Source organism: Pseudomonas sp. DE0157, assembly GCF_007678615.1.
Classification (GTDB): Bacteria; Pseudomonadota; Gammaproteobacteria; order Pseudomonadales; family Pseudomonadaceae; genus Aquipseudomonas; species Aquipseudomonas parafulva_B.
In genome coordinates this window covers 61,130-77,007 of the sequence record NZ_VEJN01000012.1, presented here as the reverse complement: position 1 = coordinate 77,007, position 15,878 = coordinate 61,130, and the positions used below count along the sequence as shown (strand labels likewise).

General features: G+C 62.3%; 13 protein-coding genes. 8 read left to right on the top strand and 5 right to left on the bottom strand.

The window, feature by feature from the left end:
• Positions 1-29: 29 nt before the first annotated feature.
• The 4 genes from FS777_RS15665 to FS777_RS15650 all read right to left on the bottom strand — a co-directional run bounded on the left by FS777_RS15665 (position 30) and on the right by FS777_RS15650 (position 4,301).
• Positions 30-317, bottom strand: coding sequence for a YceK/YidQ family lipoprotein (locus tag FS777_RS15665; protein WP_145256287.1), 288 nt, complete (start codon positions 315-317; stop codon positions 30-32).
• Positions 314-943 (bottom strand): flavin prenyltransferase UbiX, encoded by a 630-nt coding sequence (gene ubiX / locus FS777_RS15660; RefSeq protein WP_058605303.1) that lies wholly within the window; start codon positions 941-943, stop codon positions 314-316. The genes FS777_RS15665 and ubiX overlap by 4 nt, the downstream gene beginning before the upstream one ends.
• Positions 940-2,289 carry a UDP-N-acetylmuramate:L-alanyl-gamma-D-glutamyl-meso-diaminopimelate ligase gene (gene mpl, locus FS777_RS15655; protein WP_145256284.1) on the bottom strand — a complete coding sequence of 450 codons (1,350 nt, stop codon included), beginning with the start codon at positions 2,287-2,289 and terminating at the stop codon, positions 940-942. The genes ubiX and mpl overlap by 4 nt, the downstream gene beginning before the upstream one ends.
• A 65-nt stretch (positions 2,290-2,354) precedes the next feature.
• Positions 2,355-4,301: a sigma-54-dependent Fis family transcriptional regulator gene (locus FS777_RS15650; RefSeq protein ID WP_058639682.1), complete on the bottom strand. Its 1,947-nt coding sequence runs from the start codon at positions 4,299-4,301 to the stop codon at positions 2,355-2,357.
• Between the two features lie 254 nt (positions 4,302-4,555).
• On the opposite strand from FS777_RS15650, the gene FS777_RS15645 reads away from it, so the two are divergent.
• The 8 genes from FS777_RS15645 (at position 4,556) to FS777_RS15610 (ending at position 13,243) form a co-directional block, all read left to right on the top strand.
• A complete protein-coding gene (locus FS777_RS15645; RefSeq protein ID WP_028687655.1) occupies positions 4,556-6,076 on the top strand; it encodes an aldehyde dehydrogenase family protein in 1,521 nt (506 codons plus the stop codon).
• Between the two features lie 165 nt (positions 6,077-6,241).
• Positions 6,242-7,690: an ethanolamine permease gene (gene eat / locus FS777_RS15640; RefSeq protein ID WP_058605306.1), complete on the top strand. Its 1,449-nt coding sequence runs from the start codon at positions 6,242-6,244 to the stop codon at positions 7,688-7,690.
• 46 nt (positions 7,691-7,736) lie between these two features.
• Entirely contained in the window at positions 7,737-9,131 is a 1,395-nt protein-coding gene (locus tag FS777_RS15635; RefSeq protein ID WP_078479181.1) for an ethanolamine ammonia-lyase subunit EutB, read from the top strand.
• A gap of 12 nt (positions 9,132-9,143) precedes the next feature.
• Complete coding sequence (gene eutC / locus FS777_RS15630) at positions 9,144-9,962, top strand: ethanolamine ammonia-lyase subunit EutC (protein WP_145256281.1); 819 nt, start codon at positions 9,144-9,146, stop codon at positions 9,960-9,962.
• A gap of 295 nt (positions 9,963-10,257) precedes the next feature.
• Positions 10,258-10,905: a DedA family protein gene (locus FS777_RS15625; RefSeq protein WP_145256278.1), complete on the top strand. Its 648-nt coding sequence runs from the start codon at positions 10,258-10,260 to the stop codon at positions 10,903-10,905.
• A 15-nt stretch (positions 10,906-10,920) separates the two neighbouring features.
• Entirely contained in the window at positions 10,921-11,736 is an 816-nt protein-coding gene (locus FS777_RS15620) for a zinc-dependent peptidase (RefSeq protein WP_078479184.1), read from the top strand.
• 92 nt (positions 11,737-11,828) lie between these two features.
• The gene (gene ppa / locus FS777_RS15615; RefSeq protein WP_023534987.1) at positions 11,829-12,356 is read left to right on the top strand and encodes an inorganic diphosphatase; all 528 of its coding nucleotides are present in this window, start codon (positions 11,829-11,831) and stop codon (positions 12,354-12,356) included.
• Between the two features lie 185 nt (positions 12,357-12,541).
• Positions 12,542-13,243: a helix-turn-helix transcriptional regulator gene (locus FS777_RS15610; protein WP_078479185.1), complete on the top strand. Its 702-nt coding sequence runs from the start codon at positions 12,542-12,544 to the stop codon at positions 13,241-13,243.
• Between the two features lie 299 nt (positions 13,244-13,542).
• Here FS777_RS15610 and FS777_RS15605 read toward each other — a convergent pair whose 3' ends face one another.
• Positions 13,543-15,717 (bottom strand): TonB-dependent siderophore receptor, encoded by a 2,175-nt coding sequence (locus tag FS777_RS15605; RefSeq protein WP_145256275.1) that lies wholly within the window; start codon positions 15,715-15,717, stop codon positions 13,543-13,545.
• Positions 15,718-15,878: the final 161 nt, after the last annotated feature.

Below are 15,878 nucleotides of genomic sequence, written 5' to 3'. Positions count from 1 at the left end.
GCCGGGTTGCTAGCGGCTGCATGCAGCACTCAAAAGCCGCCGCTGCCGTGATAGTAAATGCCGGCGGCAGCTGGCAGGGTCAACGGCAGTAACAAGGTATCGAGAAGAAAACTGACCGGCAGATCGAGGGAGGCGAACCGGGGCGCGTCGACACCGAAGCGCGCCTGGGGGCAACAGCCACCGCTGATCGCATACCAATCCAGACGGATGCCTGCATACACCACCGGCGCCCCTGGCTTGGTGCCATCCAGGGTGCGTACCGTGGCGCAGCCACCGAGCATCAACACAGCCAGCGTACCGGCCAGCCCTCTTTTCAATCATCCACCCCATAATGATGCTCACCCCAACGCGGCAGCATGTCCTGTGGGATGTTCAGCAGGTTGAGGATGCGCGCCACCACGAAGTCGACCAGATCGTCGATGGTCTGTGGCTGATGATAAAAACCAGGCGAGGCCGGTAGCATCACCGCACCCATCTGCGACAGCTTGAGCATGTTTTCAAGGTGAATGGTGGAAAACGGCGCCTCACGAGGCACCAGGATCAACTGCCGACGCTCCTTGAGGGTGACATCGGCAGCCCGTTCGATCAGGTTGTTGCACGCACCCGTGGCAATCGCCGACAGCGTGCCGGTAGAACACGGCACCACCACCATGGCCGCTGGTGCGCCGGAACCCGACGCCACGGGCGACATCCAGTCTTCCTTGCCATACACCCGAATCTGCCCATCGGCAGCGCCAGTGTATTCGGTCAGGAACGCCTGCATCGCCTGCGGTTTGGCAGGCAGGAGTACGTCGGTTTCGGTCGCCATGACCAGCTGTGCGGCCTTGGAAATCAGAAAGTGCACCTCCCGATCTTCGCGCACCAGGCAATCGAGCAAGCGCAGGCCATACTGCGCACCCGATGCCCCGGTCATCGCCAGGGTAATGCGTTCCGGCCCGCTCACTTGAGCGCCTCGGCCAGCTTGCCGTGCAGGCCGCCAAAGCCACCGTTGCTCATGATCACCACCTGGGTACCTGGCCGCGCCTGGCGCTTGACCTGCTCGATGATCGCCTCGAGGCTGTCGGCCACTACGCTGGGCACCTTGCATTGCGCGGCCGTGGCTGCCAGGTCCCACCCCAGGTTGGCCGGGGCGTACCAGATCACCTGGTCAGCATCGTTGACGCTCTCAGGCAGGCCATCGCGATGTGCGCCCAGTTTCATCGAATTGGAGCGCGGCTCGATGACGGCAATCACCGGTGCATCACCCACGCGCTTGCGCAGGCCGTCCAGGGTGGTGGCAATGGCCGTGGGGTGATGGGCGAAATCATCGAAGATGGTCACGCCTTGCACTTCGGCGACCTTTTCCATGCGCCGCTTGACGCTTTTGAACGCACTGAGGCCTTCGATACCCATCGCCGGTGCCACGCCAACGTGACGGGCGGCCGCCAGGGTCGCCAAGGCATTGGCCACGTTGTGCTGACCGGTCAGGGCCCAATCCACCACACCCTGCACGTGCCCGTCGAACAGCACCTCGAAGCGCGACCCATCCGGGCTGAGCAGGCGTGCCTGCCACTGCCCGCCGTCGCCTGTTGTCTGCACGGGCGTCCAGCAGCCCATGTCGATGACCCGCGCCAGCGCTTGTTCGGACGTGGGATGGATCACCAGGCCTTCGCTGGGGATGGTGCGTACCAGGTGATGAAATTGTCGCTCGATGGCAGCAAGGTCAGGGAAAATGTCGGCGTGGTCGAATTCCAGGTTGTTCAGGATCGCCGTGCGCGGGTGGTAATGCACGAACTTCGAGCGCTTGTCGAAGAAGGCACTGTCGTACTCATCCGCTTCGACCACGAAGAACGGCGTATCACCCAACCGCGCCGATACGGAGAAATTCTGCGGCACCCCACCGATCAGGAAGCCAGGGCTCATGCCGGCATGCTCAAGCACCCAGGCCAGCATGCTGCTGGTGGTGGTCTTGCCATGGGTACCGGCGACTGCCAACACCCAGCGGCCCTGCAGCACATGGTCGGCCAGCCATTGCGGGCCCGACACATAGGGCAGGCCCTTGTTGAGCACATGCTCCACCGCCGGGTTGCCACGGGACATGGCGTTGCCAATGACCACCAGATCGGGAGCCGGCTCCAGCTGAGCAGGGTCATAACCCTGGGTCAGCTCGATGCCCTGGGCCTGGAGCTGGGTGCTCATCGGCGGATAGACGTTGGCGTCCGATCCGGTGACGCGGTGGCCAAGTTCCTTGGCCAGCACCGCCAGCGAACCCATGAAAGTGCCGCAAATACCGAGAATGTGAATATGCATGGTCGACCTCGCAAAACATCGAGGCAGGGTAGCCCAGGGCGCGACAAATCGCACCCGCTGTTTCGTCAGTCGGGCCGGGTGATGCCATGCTTGCGCAGTTTGCGATACAGCGTGTTACGGCTGATGCCCAGGTGCTCGGCGACCCGGGTGAGCTGCCAATGCCGGGCCTCGAGAACGGCCAGCAGTGCCTGGCGTTCGGCCGTCTCCAATGCGGTGTTGCTCTCAGGTACCGGTGAACCCTCATCCGGCAAGACCGCCGTGGCCACTGGCGCTGCGTCTTGGCGACGCGCCGTGCGCACCACGGCAGGCAGGTCTGCCAGCGTGACGCGGCCCTCGTCACACAGGGCAGCCAGGGTGCGCAGCACGTTGCGCATCTGCCGCACGTTACCAGGCCAGGGGTAGTCCAGCAGTACCTCACGCGCCTGGGGCTCGAGTTCAATCAACTGGCCTTGGGTTTCCTGGCGCAGCAGCAAGTCCAGCAACTGCGCTTTGTCGCTGCGCTCGCGCACGGCAGGCAAAGCCACTTCAAGCCCGTTGAGGCGGTAATAAAGATCTTCACGGAACGTACCCTGGGCAACCCGTTGCAGCAGGTCCCGGTGGGTGGCACTGATGATGCGAACATCCACGGCCTGCGGCTCGCCGCCGATTGGCACCACCTGCCGCTCTTCGAGCACGCGCAGCAGCCGTGTTTGCAGATCCAGCGGCATGTCGCCGATCTCGTCCAGCAACAAGGTGCCGCCGTCGGCCTGCAGCAACTTGCCGCGCATGCCTTCCTTGCGTGCCCCGGTAAAGCTGCCGGCCCGATAGCCGAACAACTCGCTTTCGATCAGGCTCTCGGGGATGGACGCGCAGTTGATGGCCACGAATGGCTTGTCCCGACGCTCGCTGGCCTGATGCACGGCCTGGGCGAAGGCTTCCTTGCCGCAACCCGTCTCGCCGCTGAGCAACAGCGGCACATTGCGCTCGAACACCCGCACACTGCGGCGAAAATCCTGTTGCAGCGCAGGGTCCAGCAGGCAGACCTGCGGTGGCTGCCGGACGACGCGGCGCGAATGCCCGGCGGGCACGGTCCAGACCGGCGTACGTGCCTGGCCACGCAGGCTGGCGAACACCTGCCGCCCGTCCAGGGTCAGCAGCGGCCAGGCTGCGCTGCCATCGGGCATGGCACGGCTGAACAGCTCGTCATGGGTGCAGGCGAAAAACTGCTCCAGGGTCTGCCCTTGCACATCGGCGCGCACGCGGCCCAGCAGGTTCAGCGCACTCTGGTTGGCCGCGCAGATACGGCCATCGCCGTCGACCGCCAGCAGCCCCTCGCTGAACAGCCCGACCGACTCGGCCTGCAGGTGAAAACGCAGCAGCCAGTGATGCTCGAACTGGCGCATGAAATAGCAGCTTTCGATCATCTTGGCCGACAGGGTCACCATGGCCATGGTGTGGAATTCGCTTTGGCGCGAAACGTCGGGCCGCGCTGAAGAGACGTCCAGCACGGCCAGCAAATGCCCCTGAGGGTCGAACACCGGGCTGGCCGAGCAGGTCAGCCCCGTATGCCGCCCACGAAAGTGTTCGTGCTGGTGGATGGTCAGCGCCTGACGTTCGACCAGGCACGTGCCGATGCCGTTGGTGCCCTCTCGCGCCTCGCTCCAGTCAGCGCCCAGCCACAGCCCGGCCTGTTCGAAGCTGCGCCGTTCGGTGGGGGCGGTGACGCAGTTGAGGATCACCCCGCGGGCATCGGTGAGCAACACCGCATGGCCAGCACCGGAAAGCTGCTGGTGCAGGCTGTTCATTTCCTGATCGGCGATTTGCAGCACCTGGCGCATGCGTTCGCGGCTTTCCAACAGGCGGCCATGCTCCAGGACCACCGGTGCTTCGGCCAGCGCCGGATCCAGGTGGTAGTCCTCCAGGCAGCGCAGCCAGGAGCGGGCAATGGAAGGGTCGCTGCCGCCTTCGACACGCCCGCCATGGGCGACCGTGTGCACTTGCCGGGCATGCTGGGTGAATGGGTTGCTCTGCATTATTGTGATTCTCCGCAGATAGAGGCTAAAGCCAGCATCCTCTACAGCAGGCCGGTTTGCAATGCACCCGCCACGAGGCGTGCCACCGGCGGTACACACTGTCACCCAAGCCTGTATCGAGCACGGTACATCGCGGGTCGCCAGAGAGCGTCAGTACCCGTCAACTGCTTGATTTCATTGAAGTGCAAAACGATGGCCCAACCTTTGCTCTACGCTTTGCACTCCACACAAACACAATAGCCAGGAGACACACCATGCGTTATGCACATCCCGGTACCGAAGGCGCTAAGGTTTCCTTCAAGAGCCGCTACGGCAACTACATCGGTGGTGAGTTCGTTCCTCCGGTAAAGGGTGAGTACTTCACCAACACATCGCCCGTGGACGGGCAACCGATTGCCGAATTCCCCCGTTCCACCGCCGAAGACATCGACAAAGCCCTGGACGCTGCCCACGCGGCTGCCGATGCCTGGGGCCGCACGTCCGTCCAGGACCGCTCCAACGTGTTGCTGCGCATTGCCGACCGTATCGAGCAGAACCTCGAAGTCCTGGCCATCACCGAAACCTGGGACAACGGCAAGCCCGTGCGAGAAACCCTCAATGCCGACATCCCGCTGGCGGTCGATCACTTCCGCTACTTCGCCGGATGCATCCGCGCCCAGGAAGGCGGCGCTGCGGAAATCAACGAAAACACCGTTGCCTACCATATCCATGAGCCTCTGGGCGTGGTGGGCCAGATCATCCCGTGGAACTTCCCGATCCTGATGGCCGCCTGGAAACTCGCGCCAGCGCTGGCAGCAGGCAACTGCGTGGTGCTCAAGCCCGCCGAACAGACGCCCCTTGGCATTACCGTGCTGGTGGAGCTGATCGGCGACCTGCTGCCCAAGGGCGTGCTGAACGTGGTGCAGGGCTACGGCCGTGAAGCGGGCGAGGCGCTGGCCACCAGCAAGCGCATCGCCAAAATTGCCTTCACAGGTTCCACGCCCGTGGGTTCGCACATCATGAAGTGCGCGGCCGAGAACATCATCCCGTCGACGGTGGAACTGGGCGGCAAATCGCCGAACGTGTACTTCGAAGACATCATGCAGGCCGAACCGAGCTTCATCGACAAGGCCGCCGAAGGCATGGTCCTGGCCTTCTTCAACCAGGGCGAAGTGTGCACCTGCCCATCCCGTGCGCTGGTACAGGAGTCGATCTATCCGCAGTTCATGGAAGTGGTGATGAAGAAGGTGCTGCAGATCAAGCGCGGCGACCCGCTGGACACCGACACCATGGTCGGTGCGCAGGCCTCGCAACAGCAATTCGAGAAGATCCTGTCCTACCTCGAGATCGCCCAGCAGGAAGGCGCCGAGCTGCTGACCGGGGGCAAGGTCGAGAAACTCGAAGGCGCGCTGGCCACCGGTTACTACATCCAGCCGACCCTGCTCAAGGGCAACAACAAGATGCGGGTGTTCCAGGAGGAAATCTTCGGGCCGGTGGTGAGCGTCACCACCTTCAAGGACGAGGCCGAAGCCCTGGCCATTGCCAACGATACCGAGTTCGGCCTGGGCGCCGGGGTCTGGACCCGCGACATCAACCGTGCCTACCGCATGGGCCGCGGCATCAAGGCCGGGCGTGTCTGGACCAACTGCTATCACCTTTACCCGGCGCACGCGGCCTTCGGTGGTTACAAAAAGTCCGGTGTAGGCCGTGAAACCCACAAGATGATGCTCGATCACTACCAGCAGACCAAGAACCTGCTGGTGAGCTACGACATCAACCCGCTGGGCTTCTTCTAAGCCCTGCGCCGGTCTTATCGCCGGTCACGATGCAAAGGCCGGCGTTGACTGGCCCTTTGTCCAGGGCGGTTGTCATGCACCAACCGCTCTGGCTCGCTTCCTGCAGTACAGATCACCAGCGGCCCGAACTCCTTGCGGCCATCAAGAAAAAGAACAGGTGAAACCATGCCAAGCGAACACCCAGCCGGTAGCCCGGCAGGCTCTTCCGTAGATTTCGAGAAAGTCGGTTCAGACTATTTCCAACAACGTGAACTCAAGAAAGGCGCCGCCGGCTGGGTGCTTCTGGTCGGCCTGGGCGTTGCCTACGTCATCTCCGGCGACTACGCCGGCTGGAACTTCGGCCTGGCCCAAGGTGGTTGGGGTGGCATGTTCCTCGCCACCCTGCTGATGGCCACCATGTACCTGTGCATGTGCTTCTCCCTGGCCGAACTGTCGTCGATGATCCCTACTGCCGGCGGTGGCTACGGGTTCGCCCGCAGCGCCTTCGGGCCCTGGGGCGGGTTCCTGACCGGCACCGCCATCCTGATCGAGTACGCCATCGCGCCGGCGGCCATCGCCACCTTCATTGGCGCCTATTGCCAATCGTTGTTCGGCATCGGCGGTTGGATGATCTACCTGGCGTTCTACGTGGTGTTCATCGGCATCCACATCTTTGGCGTGGGCGAGGCGCTCAAGCTGATGTTCATCATCACCGCCATCGCCGCCGTTGCACTGGCCGTGTTCCTGGTGGCCATGGTGCCCCATTTTGATGCAGCCAACCTGTTCGACATCGCCGTCACCGATGCCGCAGGGGCCAGCAGCTTCCTGCCGTTCGGCTATGTAGGCGTGTGGGCAGCCATCCCCTATGCGATCTGGTTCTTCCTGGCGGTTGAGGGCGTGCCATTGGCCGCCGAAGAAACCAAGAACCCCAAGCGCGACCTGCCACGCGGCCTGATTGGCGCGATGCTGGTGCTGGTGGCGTTCGCCCTGCTGATCCTGATCGTCGGCCCCGGCGGTGCAGGCTCCGAAGCACTCAAGGCCTCCGGTAACCCCCTGGTCGAGGCGCTGGCCAAGGCTTACGGCGGTTCCACCTGGATGGGCAGCTTCGTCAACCTGGTGGGCCTGGCAGGCCTGATCGCCAGCTTCTTCTCGATCATCTATGCCTACTCGCGCCAGATCTTCGCGCTGTCGCGGGCCGGCTACCTGCCGCGCAAGCTGTCCGAGACCAACAAGAGCAAGGCGCCGGTCATGGCGTTGGTGATTCCGGGCATCATCGGTTTTGCCCTGTCGCTGACAGGTCAAGGCGACTTGCTCATCCTGGTTGCCGTGTTCGGGGCTACCTTGTCTTATGTACTGATGATGGCGGCGCACATCACCCTGCGCATCCGTCGCCCGAAAATGGAGCGCCCTTACCGCACCCCAGGCGGCATCTTCACCTCGGGCCTGGCCCTGGTGCTGGCCTGTATCGCCGTGGTCGCCGGCTTCCTGGTCGACCCACGCGTGGTGATCGGTGCTGCCGTGATCTATGCGGTGCTGATTGCGTACTTTGCTTTCTACAGCCGTCACCACCTGGTAGCGGGCACGCCAGAAGAGGAATTCGCCGCGATCCAGAAGGCCGAAGAGGCCTTGCACTGATCGACGACACTCGCCGCGGGCCACCCCGCGGCCTTGGAGAATCTGCATGGCAAATTTCGTACACACCGTGGGCAACCTGGTCTATCGCTTCGACAGCCTCAGGGAGGTGATGGCCAAGGCCAGCCCCGCACGCTCCGGCGACTACCTCGCCGAGGTCGCGGCTTCAAGCGATGGCGAGCGCGTGGCTGCGCAAATGGCATTGGCCAATATTCCGCTGTCGCATTTTCTGAGCGAAGCACTGATCCCCTACGAAAGCGACGAAGTCACCCGCTTGATCATCGATACCCACGATGCACAGGCTTTCGCACCGGTCAGTCACCTGACCGTAGGCGGCTTGCGTGACTGGCTGTTGAGCGAGCAGGCCGATGAAGACAGCCTGCGCGCATTGGCGCCGGGGCTGACGCCGGAAATGGCCGCCGCCGTGTCGAAGATCATGCGCATCCAGGACCTGGTGCTGGTGGCCCAGAAGATCCGTGTCGTTACCCAGTTTCGCGGCACCATGGGCCTGCGCGGGCGCCTGTCGACCCGACTGCAGCCCAACCACCCCACCGACGAACCGGCCGGTATCGCGGCGAGCATTCTCGACGGCCTGCTGTATGGCAACGGCGATGCCATGATCGGCATCAACCCAGCCACGGACAGCACCGCTTCCATCTGTGCGCTGCTGGAAATGCTCGATGCCATCATCCAGCGCTACGATATTCCGACCCAGTCCTGCGTGCTCACCCATGTCACCACTTCGATTGAGGCGATCAACCGGGGCGTACCCCTGGACCTGGTCTTCCAGTCCATCGCCGGCACCGAGGCGGCCAATGCGGGGTTCGGCATCAACCTGAACGTGTTGCAGGAGGGGTACGAAGCAGGGCTATCGCTCAAGCGCGGCACCCTGGGGCAGAACCTGATGTATTTCGAAACCGGCCAAGGCAGTGCGCTGTCGGCCAACGCTCATCATGGTGTCGACCAACAGACGTGCGAGACCCGCGCCTATGCCGTCGCACGCCACTTCAAGCCGTTCCTGGTCAATACCGTGGTCGGTTTCATTGGTCCGGAGTACCTGTACAACGGCAAGCAGATCATCCGTGCGGGCCTTGAAGACCACTTCTGCGGCAAGCTGCTGGGCGTGCCAATGGGCTGCGACATCTGCTACACCAACCATGCCGAAGCCGACCAGGACGACATGGACACGCTGCTGACGCTGCTGGGGGTCGCCGGGATCAACTTCATCATGGGTATCCCCGGCTCGGACGACATCATGCTCAACTACCAGACCACCTCGTTCCATGACGCCCTGTATGCCCGCCAAACCCTGGGCCTCAAGCCTGGGCCTGAGTTCGAAGCATGGCTGGCGCGCACCGGCATCTTCACCCAGGCCGACGGCCGGATACGCTTTGGTGACAACCTGCCGCCAGCCTTCCGGCAGGCCCTGGCACAGCTTGCATAGGAATCGCCGATCATGGACAACCGTACCCCCACCCCCGAAAACCCCTGGCTGGCCCTGCGCAACCTGACCCCCGCCCGTATCGCCCTGGGGCGCGTGGGCACCAGCCTTCCGACCAGTGCGCAACTGGACTTCCAGTTCGCCCATGCCCAGGCTCGGGACGCCGTGCACCTGCCCTTCGACGTGACTGAACTGACGGCACAGCTCGATCAACGGGGGCGCGATAGCCTGGTGTTACACAGCGCCGCAAGCGACCGTCATCAATACCTTCAGCGGCCCGATCTGGGCCGGCGCCTGAACGAGGATTCGGTCGCCACCTTGCGCCAGCATGCCCAGGCCAACCCAGGCGGGGTCGACCTGGCAGTCGTGGTCGCCGACGGACTCTCCGCCTTGGCGGTACACCGTCATACGCTCCCGTTTCTGACCCGCCTTGAGGAGCAGGTCAACGCCGAAGGCTGGACTTGCGCGCCCATAACGTTGGTCCAGCAAGGACGCGTGGCGGTGGCAGATGAGGTGGGCGAGCTGCTCGGCGCTCGCATGACCGTGATGCTGATCGGTGAGCGGCCAGGGCTCAGTTCGCCGGACAGCCTGGGGCTTTATTTCACCTACGCCCCGAGGGTCGGGCTGACCGACGCCTACCGCAACTGCATTTCCAATGTGCGCCTGGAGGGGTTGAGCTATGGCATGGCCGCGCATCGGCTGCTGTACCTGATGCGTGAAGCCTGTCGGCGCCAGCTGTCAGGCGTGAACCTTAAGGATGAGGCTGAAGTTCACAGCCTGGAAAGTGACGAACTGGCCAGCCAGAAAGGTAACTTTCTTCTGGGCAAGGGCTGAGCACCTGCGTAGGAGGGTGGTGCTGCTCCGGCTGCCCTGCTGCGCGCTACAGGCGGGCCACTGAACACGCTCGCCGTATCCTCCGTGCGGCGAGCATGGACGATGAACGATGTCCACGACCTCAGTGTCTGTCTGCCGTACTACAACGCAGCTCACGCCTTCCTACTGCCGTAACCCCTCGCTACAAAGTCTGCGGGCGTGATCCTGACTTCGCCGTATAATGGCCCACTTGTCATGTGTGAAATTTCACTCCTCCAGGTCACCGAGCCTTCGACCCAGACCACAGGTGCTGTACATGGATTTCAACCCGCTGGACCTCATCCTCCATCTTGATGCGTACCTTGATCTGTTGGTCACCAATTACGGGCCCTGGATCTATGCCATTTTGTTTGCTGTGATTTTTTGTGAAACCGGGCTGGTGGTGATGCCTTTCCTGCCAGGTGATTCCCTGCTGTTCATCGCCGGTGCAGTCGCTGCGGGCGGCGGCATGGACCCTGTCCTGCTGGCCGGGTTGCTGATGATCGCCGCCATCCTGGGCGACAGCACCAACTACGTGATCGGGCGAACGGCCGGCGAGCGCCTGTTCAGCAACCCGAACTCGAAGATCTTCCGCCGCAACCACCTGCAGCGCACCCACGACTTCTACGAGCGTCACGGCGGCAAAACGGTCACCATGGCGCGTTTTCTGCCCATCCTGCGCACATTCGCGCCGTTCGTGGCCGGTATTGCCCGCATGCACTACCCGCGCTTTCTCGGTTTCAGTATTGCCGGCACGTTGCTCTGGGTAGGTGGCTTGGTCACGCTGGGGTACTTCTTCGGCAACGTGCCGTTCATCAAGCAGCACCTGTCTCTGATGGTAGTGGGTATCATCCTGCTGTCGCTGGTCCCGATGATTCTCGGCCTGCTGCGCACCCGCCTGGGTCGCACGGCCAAGGCGCACTGAGGCGCCTGATCGGGCATGTGGTCGTTCAGCGCCTGGCGGCGCAAGCGCACGTTGGCGCGCTTCCCGATCAGCGTCCAGCAATGGCAAGCCGTACGCGAGCGCTTGCCCATACTGGACGGTATCGACGACGCCGAGGACCAATGGTTGCGCGAGGCCAGCATCCTGTTCCTGAACGAGAAGCACCTGACGTGCCTGTCAGGCGTCGAGCTCGACGATGAGCAACGCCTGGTGCTGGCGGCACAAGCTCAGCTGCCGTTACTGCACCTTGGTGACCTGAACTGGTATCAGGGCTTTCACGAAATCATCCTCTACCCCGACGATTTCAAAAGCCCGCAGCGCCACCGGGACGCCAGCGGCGTGGAGCACGCCTGGGACGGCGAACACAGTGGCGAGGCCTGGCAGCAGGGCCCGATCATCCTGGCCTGCAATGGCGTGTTCGGCAGTGGCGGCTGGGAAGCCTACAACCTGGTCATCCATGAGCTGGCGCACAAGCTGGACATGCTCAACGGCGATGCCAATGGCCTGCCTCCCCTGCACAGCGACATGGCTGTGCAACGCTGGGCGAACGCCATGCAACAGGCCTTCGACGACCTCAACCGGCAACTCGACCTGGATCCGGAAGCCGAAACGCCGATTGACCCCTATGCCGCCGAAAACCCCGCCGAGTTCTTCGCCGTGACCAGCGAGTACTTCTTCAGCGCCCCCGACCTGCTGCACCAGGCCTACCCCGAGGTCTACCAGCAACTGTCGCTGTTCTACCGGCAGAACCCGCTTGCACGCCTGGCCCGGTTGCAACGCGAGCATCCCGACTATCGCCATCCCCCCGTGTAGCGCCCGGTCCATTGGGCCAGACGTGGCATGCCCCGTCGGAATATGCCTATAATCGCCGCCACTTTTTTGGTCAAACACGGGGGCACTGCCCAATGAGCTACAGCAAGATTCCGGCGGGCAAAGACCTGCCGAACGACATCTACGTCGCCATCGAGATCCCGGCCAACCACGCGCCGATCAAATACGAGATCGACAAGGACAGCGACACGCTGTTCGTCGACCGTTTCATGGCCACCCCTATGTTCTACCCGGCCAACTACGGCTTTATCCCCAACACCCTGGCTGACGACGGTGATCCGCTGGACGTGCTGGTGGTTACCCCTTACCCAGTGGCCCCAGGTTCGGTCATCCGCGCCCGTCCGGTAGGTGTCTTGAACATGACCGACGATGGCGGCGGCGACGCCAAGGTCATCGCAGTGCCCCACGACAAGCTGTCGCAGCTGTACGTGGACGTGAAGGAATACACCGACCTGCCTGCCCTGCTGATCCAGCAGATCGAGCATTTCTTTGCCAACTACAAAGATCTCGAAAAGGGCAAGTGGGTCAAGATCGAAGGCTGGGACGGCGCCGACGCCGCCCGCGCTGCGATCACCAAATCGGTCGAAGCCTACAAAGGCTGATCCTGATTGCATGAAAAACCCGCTTCGGCGGGTTTTTTTTTGGCGCGCGATAGGCTTCACAGCCAATCTCGGCTTAAGCGTTCTACAACGTCCTACACCCGCGTCTGACTGCTCCTACATCTCCCCTTCCGCGCATCAACATCCTGTTCATACCTTTGGTGGCACCGTGCCGCTACACTTTCTCCATGAACACATCTGGTGAACGTTTAAGAGCCCTTCTTCAAGAATGCGGCCTGACCCCTGCAAACTTCGCAGCCCAGCGCGGCGTGACGCCTCAGCACGTCAACAACTGGTTCAATCGCGGGGTCCCGCTGGCTCGCCTGGACGAGCTCGCCGACCTGTTCTGCGTGCACCGTCGCTGGCTGCGCACCGGCGAAGGCGCCAAACATCCCAATGCCATCCTGCGCACCTGTCCGCCACGCCCGGTGCCGATAGACGCCCCCATTCCGCGTGCCGTTCATCGCGGGCGCGTGGTACACGTACCGTTCCACGAGGTGCGCAATGGCCTGCTGTGCAAGGTGTCAGGGCGTGCCCTGCGCCTGCCTGCCAACGCCCTGCGAATGCTGGGCGTCAAACACGACACGTCCATCTGCATGGCCATGCCAGGCGGCAACATGGCCCCTTTGATCCCCGTCGAAGCGACCCTGGCCATCGACATGAGCATGACCCAGATCGTCGAGGGCGAAACCTATGCCCTGCTGATCAATGGCGCGTTGCGCGTGCATAACCTGACCATGGGCGAGCACGGCACGCTCTACCTGCATAGTCATGACCGGCACAACTACGCCGTCGAACGCTTGACCCCCAGCCAGCGCCAGGCGCAAGGGCTGGAGATCCTGGGGTGGGTCTATCACTGGTCGCATTTTCGCCGGCAACGCCCCGGTTGAAACACCCTGTGCCATTTTTTGCTGGGCATCAGGTGCGTGCCCTTGTATGCTACGCGCACATCAGCCCCGACCGGCGCAAGCCGCAGTCCAGAGGGCTCGGCGATACCCCATACGGGCATCAGCCATCTCTTTCAGGCCTCTTTTGGCCACACCGTTAAGGCGATTGCGGCTTACCATAAATTAGTCGGAAGCGTCCCCGAGAAGCCGGCCACAAGCCGGCTTTTTAATGCCTGTCTTTCAGCCAGAACAAAGCGGCGAGACCCTATAGGCGCCGCCGAATTGTCCTTTAGCACACGCCTTTAGAAATCGTAACGCGCACCCACCAGCACGCTGCGCGACGGGCCGTAGAAGTTGAACGTGGATGTCGAACCCACCCGCGACAGGTAATCGCGATCGAACAGGTTGTTGACGTTGACGGTGGCAGTCAGTTTGGAGGTCACCGGGTAGGAAAGCATGGCATCCACGGTGGCATAACCTGGCGCATCAATGCGTACCCCGCCGTTTTCCGAGTGGAAATTGCTCATCGCCGAGACGCCGCCACCGATGGCCAGCCCGGTGAGCGCGCCTTGGCTGATGGTGTATTTGCTCCACAGCGACGCCTGGTGGCGCGGCATGATGAAGAACGTGGTTTCGGCATCGCCCTTCACGGTTTCGGTGTCCATCCAGGTGTAACCGCCCAGCAGCTCCCAGTTATCGGTCAGCTTGCCGCTGACTTCTACTTCTGCCCCCTTGACCCGTGTCTTGCCGGCAGCTACCGAGTCCTTGGTCGCGACGCCTTCGCTGTCGTAACGGGTGGTGGCGCGGTTTTCGTCGGTAAGGCGAAATGCCGACAGGCGCGTATTGAGCGCGCCACCAAAATAGCTGCTCTTGATACCCACTTCGTACTGCTCGCCTTCGCGTGGTTTGAGTACTCGGCCGTCGCCATCGGTCGCCGACTGCGGCTTGAACACCTGCGAATAGCTGGCATACAGCGCATGGTTTTCGGAAAGGTCGTAGACCGCACCGGTATAGGGTGTGAAATGACCATCGACCTGCTTGCTATCGTCCGCAGTGAAACCGGTCTTGAGGGTCGTGGTGTAGAAATCGCCACGGTACCAACTGAACCGCCCGCCGGCGATCAACGCCAGGCGCTCGACCGGGCGGAAGGTGACCTTGGAATACAAGCCGTATTCCTCTTCCTGCATGCCCGTCTCGGTCGTGTAGTTCGCAGCGGGTTTGGCGAACTGCTTGGGTGAGTAAGTGTTGACGTTGATGTTGCCCAGCGTCGTGGCCCCGTTCAGGTACTCGGTGTCGTAGTTCTTGTAATCGCTGCCAACGACGAACTCACTGACCTGGCCAAAGGTTTCGAAGGGCTGGCTGTAGCTGGCATCGACCGCGTAGGTGTCCTGGGTGAAATCGCGCGCACTGGCGCGTTCGGAGTTTTTGCCCGTCGTGGGGTTTGTGGCCGTGAACGCGTAGAGATAGTTGGTATCGCGGTGCGATCCGCGTGCAGCGATGCGGCCATAGCCACCGTTGTCGAAACGATGGGTCAGCTCAGCGACCAGGTCGGTGGTCTTGCCGTCGAACGCGTTCCAGTCTGCGCCCAGAAAACGGGAATGGCTGAAGTCAGGCACCTTGCCGTCCAACGTTGCCGGGTAACCATTGTGCGGCGTAATGTTCTTGACCTCGTGGATCAGGCCGAACGACAGGGTAGTGGCCTCGTCCAGGTCGACATCCAGCGCGCCGTAGTAGCTGTTGCTGGTATTGGCGTTGTAATCGACTTCGCCATTGGTGTCGTCGCGCGAGGCGATGAAGCGCCCACGCACCCGCCCGTTTTCGTCCAGCGGCCCGCTCAGGTCCAGTTCCTGGTGATTGGTATCCCAGGTACCGTAGTAGCCCTCGACATGCCCCTGAAAGTCGGCCGTGGGCCGCTTGCGCACCATGTTGACGATACCGCCCAGTTCGCTGGTGCTGCTGAACAGCCCGGCCGGGCCACGCATGATCTCGACACGGTCGAATGCCACAAGCGATGGCACGGTCCCGAAGATGCTCGCCATCGGTGCTGGCAGGCCGTCAATGTTGAATTCGCTGTACTCATAGCCACGGGCGTAGATCGATGACCGACCACTGTCGTTGGTCAGGGTACGCAGGCCGGCCGTGTATTTGGCCAGGTCATCGAGGTGAACGAACTGCCGATCCTTGACGTAATCCTGGGTATAGACGGTGATCGACTGTGGGATGTCCTTCAAGGCCGCTGGCGTCTTGGTGCCCACGGTGGCGGCGTCCACGCTGTACCCGCCAGTGGCCTCGGAGGGCAGCATGTCGTACAGCCGATTGCCCTCGATGGTCAATGCCGGCAGGTCGAGGGGATCGTCAGCGTTCACCACCATGGCTACGTCTTGCGCCAATGCCGTAAGTGAAAACGGCGCTACCAGCCCCGCCACCAGCCATCCCCGCACGCGTCGCGCGCTCCCTGCCCCACTGAAAACGTTCATGCCGCACCCTTTGCCCATATGATAGTAATTCGCAAACGAAACATATTGCTTTTTGCGAACGATACCGGAGCAGGTACAGGGCATGCAGCAGCATTAACCTTCTTAACACATTGGGCCATTGCCTAGGGTCGAGTCCGGTGGGATGATTTGCAACTGATATA

Excerpts from the sequence above, each read along its gene's own strand:
- mpl (WP_145256284.1), bottom strand. The coding sequence starts at position 2,289 with ATGCATATTCACATTCTCGGTATTTGCGGCACTTTCATGGGTTCGCTG.
- FS777_RS15650 (WP_058639682.1), bottom strand. The coding sequence starts at position 4,301 with ATGCAGAGCAACCCATTCACCCAGCATGCCCGGCAAGTGCACACGGTC.
- FS777_RS15645 (WP_028687655.1), top strand. The coding sequence starts at position 4,556 with ATGCGTTATGCACATCCCGGTACCGAAGGCGCTAAGGTTTCCTTCAAG.
- eat (WP_058605306.1), top strand. The coding sequence starts at position 6,242 with ATGCCAAGCGAACACCCAGCCGGTAGCCCGGCAGGCTCTTCCGTAGAT.
- FS777_RS15635 (WP_078479181.1), top strand. The coding sequence starts at position 7,737 with ATGGCAAATTTCGTACACACCGTGGGCAACCTGGTCTATCGCTTCGAC.
- eutC (WP_145256281.1), top strand. The coding sequence starts at position 9,144 with ATGGACAACCGTACCCCCACCCCCGAAAACCCCTGGCTGGCCCTGCGC.
- FS777_RS15625 (WP_145256278.1), top strand. The coding sequence starts at position 10,258 with ATGGATTTCAACCCGCTGGACCTCATCCTCCATCTTGATGCGTACCTT.
- FS777_RS15620 (WP_078479184.1), top strand. The coding sequence starts at position 10,921 with ATGTGGTCGTTCAGCGCCTGGCGGCGCAAGCGCACGTTGGCGCGCTTC.
- ppa (WP_023534987.1), top strand. The coding sequence starts at position 11,829 with ATGAGCTACAGCAAGATTCCGGCGGGCAAAGACCTGCCGAACGACATC.
- FS777_RS15610 (WP_078479185.1), top strand. The coding sequence starts at position 12,542 with ATGAACACATCTGGTGAACGTTTAAGAGCCCTTCTTCAAGAATGCGGC.
- FS777_RS15605 (WP_145256275.1), bottom strand. The coding sequence starts at position 15,717 with ATGAACGTTTTCAGTGGGGCAGGGAGCGCGCGACGCGTGCGGGGATGG.